Annotated in this window: 11 protein-coding genes; 2 read left to right on the top strand and 9 right to left on the bottom strand. The window is 49.1% G+C overall.

The genetic code is table 11. From position 1 onward, the window contains the following. Positions 1-68: 68 nt before the first annotated feature. The 9 genes from thrC to ffh all read right to left on the bottom strand — a co-directional run bounded on the left by thrC (position 69) and on the right by ffh (position 9,170). Positions 69-1,460, bottom strand: a complete 1,392-nt coding sequence (gene thrC / locus H579_RS0102855; RefSeq protein ID WP_028299421.1) for a threonine synthase — start codon at positions 1,458-1,460, stop codon at positions 69-71. A 242-nt stretch (positions 1,461-1,702) separates the two neighbouring features. Further along, the gene (locus H579_RS0102850; protein ID WP_028299420.1) at positions 1,703-3,007 is read right to left on the bottom strand and encodes a homoserine dehydrogenase; all 1,305 of its coding nucleotides are present in this window, start codon (positions 3,005-3,007) and stop codon (positions 1,703-1,705) included. A 282-nt stretch (positions 3,008-3,289) separates the two neighbouring features. Then, positions 3,290-4,024 (bottom strand): DsbC family protein, encoded by a 735-nt coding sequence (locus H579_RS0102845; protein ID WP_036565170.1) that lies wholly within the window; start codon positions 4,022-4,024, stop codon positions 3,290-3,292. Positions 4,025-4,224: 200 nt separating this feature from the next. Next, positions 4,225-5,142, bottom strand: a complete 918-nt coding sequence (gene xerD, locus H579_RS0102840) for a site-specific tyrosine recombinase XerD (RefSeq protein WP_028299418.1) — start codon at positions 5,140-5,142, stop codon at positions 4,225-4,227. Positions 5,143-5,222: 80 nt separating this feature from the next. After that, a complete protein-coding gene (gene rplS / locus H579_RS0102835) occupies positions 5,223-5,579 on the bottom strand; it encodes a 50S ribosomal protein L19 (protein ID WP_028299417.1) in 357 nt (118 codons plus the stop codon). A gap of 38 nt (positions 5,580-5,617) precedes the next feature. After that, complete coding sequence (trmD, locus tag H579_RS0102830) at positions 5,618-6,364, bottom strand: tRNA (guanosine(37)-N1)-methyltransferase TrmD (protein ID WP_028299416.1); 747 nt, start codon at positions 6,362-6,364, stop codon at positions 5,618-5,620. 12 nt (positions 6,365-6,376) lie between these two features. Continuing rightward, positions 6,377-6,910: a ribosome maturation factor RimM gene (gene rimM / locus H579_RS0102825; protein ID WP_028299415.1), complete on the bottom strand. Its 534-nt coding sequence runs from the start codon at positions 6,908-6,910 to the stop codon at positions 6,377-6,379. Positions 6,911-6,944: 34 nt separating this feature from the next. Next, the gene (gene rpsP / locus H579_RS0102820; protein WP_028299414.1) at positions 6,945-7,187 is read right to left on the bottom strand and encodes a 30S ribosomal protein S16; all 243 of its coding nucleotides are present in this window, start codon (positions 7,185-7,187) and stop codon (positions 6,945-6,947) included. Positions 7,188-7,778: 591 nt separating this feature from the next. Beyond that, positions 7,779-9,170 (bottom strand): signal recognition particle protein, encoded by a 1,392-nt coding sequence (gene ffh / locus H579_RS0102815; protein WP_028299413.1) that lies wholly within the window; start codon positions 9,168-9,170, stop codon positions 7,779-7,781. A gap of 333 nt (positions 9,171-9,503) precedes the next feature. Between ffh and H579_RS0102810 the strand changes: the two genes are divergently transcribed. Further along, a complete protein-coding gene (locus H579_RS0102810) occupies positions 9,504-10,295 on the top strand; it encodes a cytochrome C assembly family protein (RefSeq protein WP_028299412.1) in 792 nt (263 codons plus the stop codon). Positions 10,296-10,407: 112 nt separating this feature from the next. After that, positions 10,408-11,694: an HlyC/CorC family transporter gene (locus H579_RS0102805; RefSeq protein ID WP_425411332.1), complete on the top strand. Its 1,287-nt coding sequence runs from the start codon at positions 10,408-10,410 to the stop codon at positions 11,692-11,694. Positions 11,695-11,776 lie beyond the last annotated feature (82 nt).

Raw genomic sequence — 11,776 nt, 5'->3', positions numbered from 1 at the left:
AAAAATAGGGAGCCTAAAAGCTCCCTATTGTACAACGAGACCAGGGGGATGACGCCCCTGGAATTTAATCAGCGCTTGTTCTGCACCACAAACTGCTGAATCGCATCAGCGTCCGCAGGCAGTACACTGTAACGCTCTTCACGCTCCAGCAGATCGGCCATATGTGGTGGCAGAGGTGCGCCTTTAAAGCCCGCTTTGACAATCGCATCTTCGAACTTCGCAGGGTGTGCGGTCGATAGCGTGATCATAGGCACAGACTTGTCACGGTTACAGGCTTCTGCTGCACGATAACCCGTTGCAGTATGAGGATCCAGCAGCTCACCGGTACGCTCAAAGGCTTCTTTGATCACGTCGATGGTGGTGTCGTCGTCCACACTCAGGCTGTCGAACAGCTCACGGGCTTTATCCCAACGGGCCTGATCCAGCTGCACCGGCTCATTGTTAAAGCGGTTCAGCAGATCTTCAACCGCAGCACCGTCATTGTCATACAGATCAAACAGCAGACGTTCGAAGTTACTGGATACGACAATATCCATACTTGGCGACAACGTGTGCAACAGCGGCTGCTTGCTGAAATCGTTTTTGCTGATGACGCGGTGCAGGATATCGTTGGCGTTAGTGGCAACAACAAACTGGTTCACCGGCAAGCCCATCTTGTACGCCATATAACCGGCAAAGATATCACCGAAGTTGGCAGACGGTACGCTGAAAGATACCTTGCGGTGTGGTGCACCTACAGCCACAGCAGAAACAAAGTAGTACACGATCTGAGCCATAATACGCGCCCAGTTGATCGAGTTCACTGCCACCAGACGGGTATTACCACCCAGGAAGCCCTGGTTGTTAAAGCTGGCTTTAACAATCGCCTGACAATCGTCGAAGTTACCTTCAACCGCGATGTTAAATACGTTATCCGCCAGTACCGTAGTCATCTGACGACGCTGTACTTCAGATACACGGTTGTGTGGATGCAGGATAAAGATATCCACATGCTCACACGGCTTACAACCTTCAATCGCAGCAGAACCGGTATCACCAGAGGTTGCACCCATAATTACCGCATGTTCATTACGCTTGCCCAGGAAGTGATCCAGCAGACGACCCAGCATCTGCAGCGCCACATCTTTAAACGCCAGTGTAGGACCATGGAACAGCTCCAGCAGGTAGTGGTTGCTATCCAGCTGCTTCAGCGGAGTTACCGCATCATGTTTGAAGGTACCGTAGGTATCTTCAATCATCGCTTTCAGCGTATCTGCCGGAATCTCATCACCGATAAAGGCGTGCATCACCTTAAAGGCGATCTCGGTGTAAGGCAGGCCCGCCCAGGAGGCGATCTCTTCAGCAGAAAACTGAGGGATAGTTTCAGGTACATACAGGCCACCGTCACTGGCCAGGCCGGTAAGTACAACATCTTCGAAATTCAGAGCGGGCGCTTGGCCGCGGGTACTGATATAACGCACGATTCTTCTCGTCTATTATCTGGGATCAGGCGCTGCATATATCATCCTAAAAGAAGCGATCTCCCTAAAAGAAGCGCTCTAAAGGAGAGCCGGTTCTATTACCGGTCTTGCAAACCACCCAATCAAAGCGGGATGTCTGACAGTGCTATTTACTCGGTATGAGCCAGCACTATCAGACTGGATCTATAGCAGGAAACACCTGATTAATCACCTCGGTGTCCCTGCATACGGCTCAGTAAAACTTAGTCCAGGCTTTCTACACGGATACGTATAACTTCACTGCAGATATCTACCAGAGACTCGATTTCACGAATAGCCTCATTCATCAGTTTTTCCTGCGTATTATGTGTCAGCAGGATAATAGGCACCATTTCGCTCTCTTTATCCTCTTTCTGGATAATCGCTTCGATGCTGATGCCTTTATCGCTCAGAATACTCGCGACACGAGCCAACACACCGGGACGGTCCACCGCATGCAGACGCAGGTAGTAAGCCGTTTCCACTTCATCCATCGGCAGAATATCGGAATCGGAATCCAGAGACTCTTCTGTAAAGGCCAGTGGTGGAACACGCTCGCCATATTCAGTATTCATGGTACGCGCAACGTCAACGATATCCGCAATCACAGAAGAAGCCGTCGGCTCTGCACCGGCACCCGGACCGTAGTACATGGTTGGGCCTACCGCATCACCCTGAACCATGACCGCGTTCAGTACGCCGTGTACGTTGGCGATCAGACGATCCTTAGGAATCAACGTTGGGTGTACGCGCAGCTCAACACCTTTGTCGGTGCGACGGGATATACCCAGATGCTTAATGATGTAACCCAGCTCATCGGCCTGTTCAATATCCAGTGGTGTAATCTTGCCAATGCCTTCGGTATAGGCTTTATCAAACTGCAATGGAATACCAAACGCCACAGAGCTCAGAATGGTCAGCTTGTGCGCTGCATCAATACCTTCCACATCGAAGGTTGGATCCGCTTCTGCGTAACCCAGCTCCTGAGCTTCTTTCAGTACATCCGCAAAGTCACGACCGTAATCACGCATCTGCGTCATGATGTAGTTGCCTGTACCATTGATGATACCGGCCAGCCAGTTGATCTTGTTCGCTGTCAGACCTTCACGAATCCCCTTGATCACAGGGATACCGCCGGCAACCGCGGCTTCATAGGCTACAACAACACCTTTTTCACGCGCCGCTGCAAAGATCTCATTACCATGTACCGCGATCAGCGCTTTATTAGCGGTAACCACGTGTTTGCCGTTTTCAATCGCTTTCAGTACCAACTCACGGGCTACATCGTAACCACCAATCAACTCAACCACGACATCGATTTCAGGATTATTAGCCACATCGAAAATATCGCGGGTAATGGTAATACCTGTAGTATCACAAGCTGGATTGTCACGACGGGCACCAATTTGCTCTACAATAATTGGGCGACCAGTACGACGGGCAATCTCTTCTGCGTTACGACGCAATACATTTACAGTACCGCTACCGACGGTACCTAATCCACATACACCCACTTTTACCGGTTTCAACTCATTACCCTCTTGCATATTTCCTGTAGTCATTTCACCTAGAACACAGTGTTTTCCTGTGCTGACTAGGATTTTTAAGGCCGTTCATATTAGCCTGTTTTGGTCCAGATAAAAACCAACCTAAAGCAACTGCTGAAGACAGGGACAAAAAACAGATTTTTTTTGTGCATTCCTGCGCCAGGCTGGTTTTTTATCGGGCTAAAAAGCACAGCCCCGGAACAAATCGTCCGGGGCTGTGCTGGGATCAAACACTGAATCGATAACGAATCAGATATTACACGTTTATAAACCCAAAGCCGCTGAAATGCGTGCTGCTGGCATATAACCCGGTAGCAGTCGACCATCATCCAGGAAGATAGCTGGAGTACCTTGAACGCCTAGCTGCTGACCCAGTTTATACTGGTCAGCCACCGGGTTGGCACAGCGTTTATCTTCAATGGACTCTCCGCGCTTGGCTTGTGTCATCGCATCCAGTTGATTCTCTGCACACCAGACAGAAACCATAGTGTAGTAAGAGCTAGAACCGACTCCCGCACGCGGGAAGCCTAAGTAACGTACGGCGATACCCATCTTATTCAGCTCAGGGACTTCCTGATGCAACTTACGGCAATAAGCGCAGTCGATGTCCGTAAAGACAGTAATTTGACCTTTCTGCTCACCTTCAGCCGGGAAAACAACCATCTGCTGCTCATCCAGCGCAACAATCTGATCCGCACGCTTGGTCATACGGCGCTCTTCAGAAATATTTTTAAAGCCCTGCTCTGCAATCTGGTACAGATCGCCGGTAAACAGATACCCTCCATCCTGACTGGCATACAGGATTTCACCGCTACTCAGCTCTACTTCATAGAAATTAGGCAACACCGCCGGACGAATCTCATTGACAGGAATCGCTGGTCCCGCTGCTTTCAGTTTCTTTAAAATCACATCTTCAGCACTTTCCGCCAATGCAGGCAGTGCCAGTACGCAGCTCAACAACAGTGTCAGCGCACTCAGATAACCCTTCAGTTTTTTCATAACAGATTCCCATATCGATAAGCTGGCCTGGCTTCGGTGCCAAACCGATAAACGGTGCAGGCCTTCAGCTGTGACCGCAGCAAGTAATAAATGTTCCGCTGAAGTAGGCTTTGCACTATACCGTTATCTTGGTCCGACACCAATGCTCTATCTATGTCCAAAGGGCATTTATTAGCTTAAGCGAATCATAGGTTGAGCAGTCAGGCTCGCGGGTGATGAGTTTGATATAACTGCTGCAAACGATGATTTGCTACATGGGTATAGATCTGTGTCGTCGAAACACTACTGTGACCCAGTAATAGCTGCACTGCTCTAAGATCAGCACCATGATTTAACAGATGTGTAGCAAAAGCATGGCGTAGCTGATGGGGTGAGATCTGCTGTTCAATCCCTGCCAGCACAGCATACTTTTTAATGCGATACCAAAACGCCTGCCGGGTCATAAAGCCGCCCTTACGACTGGGAAAAAGCACATCACTATCACCGATATTTGCGATCAAAGGACGGGTATGACGCAGATAATCTTCCAGCTCGTCTAAAGCCAGTTGCCCCAAAGGTACCAGACGCTCCTTCTGACCTTTGCCGGTGACTCTTACCAAGCCCTGCTGAATGCTCACCTGGCCGGTCTGTAACCCTACCAACTCGGAAACACGCAAGCCCGTGGCATACAACAGCTCCAGCATACAGCGATCACGGGCCTCGATAGGATCAGCTCGATCCGGCTGTTTCAGTAAATCATCTACATCCCGTTCCGATAACACACCGGGTAGTTTTTTCACCTGACTGATTTTGGGTAATAAGCTGACAGGATTAACACTGACCTGGCCTTCATCCAGCAACCAATAGTAGAAGGTTTTCAGCCCACTGATGGATCGGGCCACGGAGCGGGCATTTTTACCCTGCTCAAAACGATCTGCAACAAACTCTTTTAGCAGCTCGGTCGTCACCACTAACAGGTCACTGTGGCCATGCTGCTCTAGCAACCAGGCGGTAAACTGACGCAGGTCCCGGCGGTAAGCTTCTAAGGTGTGAGCGCTTAACCCTCGCTCCAACAACAGATAATGATGAAATTCCTGTAGCAACGACTCTGCTGAGCAATCAGTTACAGTTACTGACATGACAAAAACTCCAGACGAAAAAAAACGGGCAATCCCTAAGGATTACCCGTTTTTTCAGCAAGTCGAACTGATTTAATCGATCAGCCCAGCTTCTCTTTAATACGTGCAGCCTTACCACTCAGCTCACGCAGGTAGTACAGTTTAGCCTGACGAACGTCACCACGACGCTTAACAGAAATGCTGTCTACCAGAGGGCTGTAAGTCTGGAAAGTACGCTCAACGCCCACACCGTGAGAGATTTTACGTACAGTGAAAGCAGAGTTCAGACCGCGGTTACGCTTGCCCAGAACAACACCTTCAAACGCCTGCAGACGCTCACGGCTACCTTCTTTTACTTTAACCTGAACAACAACAGTATCACCTGGTGCAAATGCAGGTACTTCTTTGCTCATCTGTTCGGCTTCAATAGCCTGAATAATAGTGTTTTTGCTGCTCATTAGCTCGCTCCTAGATTTAAGCCGCTCGACTTGCGCTTTTAGCGCGAACCGTCATGATTGCGGATGAATTCTTCCAACAATGCCTGGCGCTCATCGTCCAGGTCGACTTTTTCCAACAATTCCGGCCGCCTTAACCAGGTTCGACCCAGAGATTGCTGGAGACGCCACCGACGAATGGCTTCATGATTCCCGCTAAGCAGCACATCCGGCACTTTCAGACCGTCAATTTCTTCCGGTCGGGTATAGTGCGGACAATCCAGCAACCCTGAAGCAAAAGAATCTTCTTCGGCAGAATCTTCATGCCCCAGTACGCCAGGAACCATACGAGATACGCTATCGATAAGAGTTAATGCCGCCAGTTCGCCACCGCTGAGAACATAATCGCCGATTGACCACTCTTCATCGATTAATGTCTCCACAACACGCTCGTCGATACCCTCATACCGTCCAGCGACTATCACCATTCGCTCACGGGAGGCCAGCTCAAGCACCCCTTGTTGATCAAGAGGCCGCCCTTGTGGGGACATATAGATCACCTTGGCATCGGCACCAGCAGCTTGCTTAGCTGCCAGAATGGCATCCCGAAGAGGCTCAACCTTCATCAGCATACCTGGGCCGCCGCCGTACGGGCGATCATCTACTGTGCGATGTTTGTCGGTTGCGAAATCACGAGGATTCCAGAAATCCAGCTGCAGTAAATCTTTTTTCACTGCACGCCCGGTTACACCGTACTCGGTGACCGCATCAAACATCCCAGGAAACAGGGATACAACACCTAACCACACAGTAATAAACTCTTAGAAATCCGGATCCCAATCTACCAGCATAGTGCCGGCAGACAGGTCGATTTCTTTGACCACCTGATCCAATAGATAAGGAAGCAAACGTTCATTATCATCGATGCTATCTGTACTGGCTTTAACCACCACCACATCATTAGCACCTGTATCTATCAGATAGTCGACCTGACCAAGATTGACGCCATCAATGGTTATTACTGTCAGCCCCTCTAATTGGTGCCAGTAGTAATCACCGTCTTCCAGATCCGGCAACTGATCTTTGCTGATGCGAATTTCAGTGCCTGCCAGCGCTTCAGACTGATTGCGGTTTTCAACCGCCTTCAGCCGGGCAATTAAGCCCTTGCTGTGCTTCTGACCTTTACTCAGAACAAACTCACCTACCGGCTTGCCATCCCGCCATAAAGACCATTTCTTATACTGGAAGAGACCGTCCATCGGGTCAGTATAAGAATAGACCTTGACCCAGCCCTGAAGACCAAAAGGACTCGTGATTTTGCCTAAAACGACAAAATTTTCTTTTTGATCGGACATAAGCCTGTCTTAATTCTCTGTTATAACGTGATAATTACTTAGCAGCTTCTTTCAGCAGCTGAGCAACACGGTCAGACAGAGTTGCACCTTGTGCAGTCCAGTAAGCTACACGCTCCTGGTCAACACGCAGACGCTCTTCCTGGCCTTTAGCCAGTGGGTTGAAGAAACCAACACGCTCGATAAAACGACCATTACGGGCGCTACGAGAGTTAGCTACAGTCAGATGGTAGAACGGGCGCTTCTTAGAGCCACCACGAGCCAGACGAATGGTTACCATTGCCTTCTGATCCTATATTCGGAGTTGTCAAAATTTCGCTACAGACTTGCTTCATCGGGCTTTAGGCCCGAAAGGCGGCATATTCTAAGGGAAAACACCAGCATTTGGAACCACAAAAGCACAATAATCCGCAACAACACCGAGCTTTCCCGGGCTGAGCAGATGAGTAGTCTGAAAATGTGCCGCTATTTTAGGGCCCTCTGACGGAAACGCAAGCGACTTGACCCACAATCCGCAAAAGAAATGTAATTTAGCGCAAAAGCACCGTAAATTAATACCAAACAAGATAAGCTGTTATAGGTCGGAAAAGCCGTAAGGTGCCTTCCGACAATCACCCGACACCGGAGCCAGTGTCGGATGGCGCTTCGCTTATCCAACCGACTCTGATATCAAGAAACTTACCGGGAATGGTATAAGCTCACGACATAGATAGACAGTAAAAGAAGCAGACAAGCGCAATAAAAGGGAAAGAAGAGAAGTAGAAATGACAAAAGTTAGTGAAGGAAAGAAAAAGAAAAAAGAACCGGAGGAAAACAAATCATGGGCCCGAAGACCCATGATTTGATGACTGCGAACTATAAGAAGCAGTCGTTAGAAACGAGGGAAGTTGCCACCACCAGGGCCACCGCCCATACCCGGAGGCATCATACCGCCCAGGCCGCGCATCATCTTGGACATACCGCCCTTAGAACCCATCTTCTTCATCATCTTCTGCATCTGCTTGTGCTGTTTCAGCAGACGGTTCAGATCCTGAATCTGCAGACCGGAACCCGCACAGATACGGCGCTTACGGGAGCCTGAAATCAGATCCGGCTTACGACGCTCTTCCGGCGTCATGGAGTTGATCAGCGCTTCCAGCTTGCCCATCTCTTTCTCTGCGGCACCGCTCTTCGCAATTTCAGAGATCTGCCCCATGCCCGGCAGCTTATCCATCAGACCGGCCATACCGCCCATCTTCTTCATCTGCTGCAGCTGATCACGGAAATCTTCCAGATCAAAGCCTTTACCTTTCTTAACCTTCCTGGCCAGCTTTTCTGCTTTTTCTTTGTCGATCTTCTGCTCTGCTTCTTCAATCAGAGACAGAATGTCACCCATACCCAGAATACGGGAAGCCACACGATCCGGGTGGAACGGCTCTAAGGCATCAACCTTCTCGCCCATACCCATAAACTTGATCGGTTTACCGGTAATATGACGTACCGACAGTGCAGCACCACCACGGGCATCACCGTCCGCTTTGGTCAGGATCACACCGGTCAGCGGCAACGCATCATTAAAGGCTTTAGCGGTATTAGCAGCATCCTGACCTGTCATGGCATCCACCACAAACAGGGTTTCTACCGGGTCAATAGACGCATGCAGATCTTTGATCTCATCCATCATATCCGCATCAACGTGCAGACGACCTGCGGTATCGACTATCACTACATCGAAGAATTTGATCCTGGCGTGAGCAATCGCCGCTTTTGCGATATCAACCGGCTTCTGATCAGTGCTACTCGGATAGAACTCAGCCTCAACTTCACCGGCCAGGGTTTCCAGCTGCTTGATCGCTGCTGGACGATAAACGTCAGCAGATACCACCAGTACCTTTTTCTTCTCACGCTCTTTCAGGTAGCGGGACAGTTTAGCCACAGAGGTGGTTTTACCCGCACCCTGCAGACCCGCCATCAGGATTACGGCTGGAGCGTTAGCGTTCAGGTTCAGCGTTTCATTCGCTTCACCCATAATCGCTTCAAGTTCCTGCTGAACAATTTTGACAAACTGCTGACCTGGGCTCAGGCTCTTACTGACTTCCTGTCCAACCGCCCGCTCTTTCACCTTTTCAATAAAGGCTTTCACTACTGGCAGGGCAACATCCGCTTCCAGCAACGCCTTGCGCACTTCACGCAGGGTGTCCTTAATATTGTCTTCGGTCAGCTTGGCCTGACCGGTAATCGAACGCAGGGTTTTCGAAAGGCGATCGGTTAAATTTTCAAACATCCACACATCCTCAACAGCCTGATACCGCACAAACACCATCAAGCCAAACGTAATAAAACACCGGTCGCTTTATTCGCCGGTGACAGGCTAACGCCATAACATTTAAGCGCAATTACTATGCATTATAACCAACGCAGGGCCTTGGCATCTATGGGCATCTGCCTCATGCCACCATAGAAAAGCCGAGAATATGCTAAATTATGTCAATCCGGCGCTCATTTATAAAAAATCCCTAGTGCTATTTATGCAATCCATAATGCAATCAGTTACTATTACAGCCTGATTTTTATTCTCTTTTGACGCGCTTCTTATATTTGGGATACCGGACAGATTATGGACGCTATTGCATTAGCTCTGATCGCAACTGTTTTTTATCTGGCAGCGGCCTCATATCAATGGATGGCCCTGCAACGCAAAGCCCCCATTCGACCATCTCTGGTACAGCTATTGGGCTGTGCAGCAGTAATCAATCATGGCTTAAGCGTTTGGCTGGCGATGTTTCAGCCTGATGGCGTGCATCTGGGATTAAGTGAAATGGGCGTCCTGGCTACACTGAGTATCAGCACACTCTTACTCGTCAGCAGTTTGAAAAAACCGATTCTAAATCTGGCTATCGGGGTATTCCCGATGTCTATGGTGGCTCTGATCTTTGCCATCTGGGGCCCTGTTTCAGCACCCAGCGAGATGCCTCACGGCCTGTTAAGCCATATCACCACCTCTTTGCTGGCATACAGTTTTATTACCATTGCAGCCTGTCAGGCGATGCTGGTTGCCATACAAAACTATCAACTTAAACATAAACATACCCGTGGCATTATTCAGGTATTGCCGCCACTTCAAACCATGGAGCGTTTACTGTTCGAGTTGATCTGTGCCGGCGTATTGGCGCTGACGTTAGCTATCGGCTCAGGTTTTATTTTCATTGAAAATCTGTTTGCGCAACATCTTGCCCATAAAACTGTGTTAACGTTAATGGCTTGGCTGGTATTTGCGGTACTGCTAGGCGGCCATCACTGGCTGGGCTGGCGAGGTATGACGGCAGTACGCTGGACACTGGGCGGCACCACACTATTGATTTTGGGTTACTTTGGTAGCAAGTTTGCTTTGGAAGTACTGCTCAGCTAAATCTGCCATGAAATTTCGTTTAAAGATGGCGGCAATTTCGCCGACCATCTTGACAGTAACCTTCGAAATCCCTAAAAAGTAGTTCACAGTTAAGTTAAGGAAAATACAGCTCTTGAACGACACCCCCCTTGGCATATTATTTGGCCTACTCGTCTTTCTTATTATCTGTTCTGGTTTCTTCTCCAGTTCAGAAACCGGCATGATGTCGCTTAACCGTTATCGACTCAGCCACAAAGCCAAAAACAAAGACCGTGCCGCGCTACGGGTCAGCCGTCTGTTAGAACGTCCTGATCGCCTGATTGGTGTCATTCTGATCGGTAATAACTTTGTTAACATTCTGGCATCGTCCATTGCGACAATCATTGCTATTCGTTTATACGGCGATGCAGGCATTGCCATTGCCACAGCTCTGCTGACACTGGTGATTCTGATTTTTGCAGAAGTCACACCGAAAACACTGGCGGCACTACATCCTGAAAGAATAGCTTACCCAGCCTCACTGTTGCTGTCCCCCCTGTTGAAGCTGATGTATCCACTGGTGTTTATGGTCAATGCCATCACCAACACTCTATTAAAACTGATGGGGATCAATCAGAACGACAGCAGTAACGATCAGCTCACACCTGAAGAGCTGCGTACCGTAGTACTGGAATCAGGTGCAATGATCCCCCGTCGCCACAAAACGATGCTCCTGAGTATTCTCGATCTGGAGTCCATGACTGTCGATGACATCATGATTCCCCGCCAGGACATTCAGGGCATTGATCTGGATGATCCTATAGAGAGCATCATTGAACAGCTGCAAACCTGTCAGCATACGCGCCTGATTTTGTATAAAGGCGATATCAATAATGTACTGGGCATTCTGCATATGCGTAATGTGTCGCGCTTTATGGCCCGTGAAAACCCAGCGAAAGAAGACCTGATCGCCGAGGCTCGTGAACCTTACTTTATTCCGGAAACAACGCCGCTGCAGACTCAGCTGCTGCACTTCCAGAAACTTAAGCGCCGTATCGCCATTGTGGTCGACGAATATGGCGATGTTATGGGTATTGTGACCCTGGAAGATATCCTGGAAGAGATCGTTGGTGATTTCGCCTCCCCTATTAGCGGCGAGAATGAAGAGATCCAGTTGGAAGAGAAAACCAGCGCTGAAGATGAAGAAAACAGTAGTCAGAACTTTATTGTCGATGGCACCGCCAGTATCCGGGATATCAATAAATCTTTGGATTGGGCTCTGCCAGTTGACGGACCCAAAACAATGAACGGCCTGATTATCGAGCGCCTGGAGTCATTCCCCGAGGCTAACGTCTGTCTGAAAGTGGGACCTTATTACCTGGAAACCACAGAAATAAGCGGTAACCTGGTACAAAAGGTACGCTGTTGGACTCAAAACTAACGCTTAAATCGTCTTATTGATTCCATAGAAGAAGAGCGAAAGACAAAGGGCTTGCCAACTGACAAGCCCTTCTCTGTTATAG

Source organism: Oceanospirillum beijerinckii DSM 7166 (assembly GCF_000422425.1).
GTDB lineage: Bacteria > Pseudomonadota > Gammaproteobacteria > Pseudomonadales > Halomonadaceae > Oceanospirillum > Oceanospirillum beijerinckii.
The sequence above is the reverse complement of the archived record's forward strand: the minus strand, read 5'-3'. Positions and strand labels throughout refer to the sequence as shown.

Excerpts from the sequence above, each read along its gene's own strand:
- H579_RS0102845 (WP_036565170.1), bottom strand. The coding sequence starts at position 4,024 with ATGAAAAAACTGAAGGGTTATCTGAGTGCGCTGACACTGTTGTTGAGC.
- xerD (WP_028299418.1), bottom strand. The coding sequence starts at position 5,142 with ATGTCAGTAACTGTAACTGATTGCTCAGCAGAGTCGTTGCTACAGGAA.
- rplS (WP_028299417.1), bottom strand. The coding sequence starts at position 5,579 with ATGAGCAGCAAAAACACTATTATTCAGGCTATTGAAGCCGAACAGATG.
- rimM (WP_028299415.1), bottom strand. The coding sequence starts at position 6,910 with ATGTCCGATCAAAAAGAAAATTTTGTCGTTTTAGGCAAAATCACGAGT.
- rpsP (WP_028299414.1), bottom strand. The coding sequence starts at position 7,187 with ATGGTAACCATTCGTCTGGCTCGTGGTGGCTCTAAGAAGCGCCCGTTC.
- ffh (WP_028299413.1), bottom strand. The coding sequence starts at position 9,170 with ATGTTTGAAAATTTAACCGATCGCCTTTCGAAAACCCTGCGTTCGATT.
- H579_RS0102810 (WP_028299412.1), top strand. The coding sequence starts at position 9,504 with ATGGACGCTATTGCATTAGCTCTGATCGCAACTGTTTTTTATCTGGCA.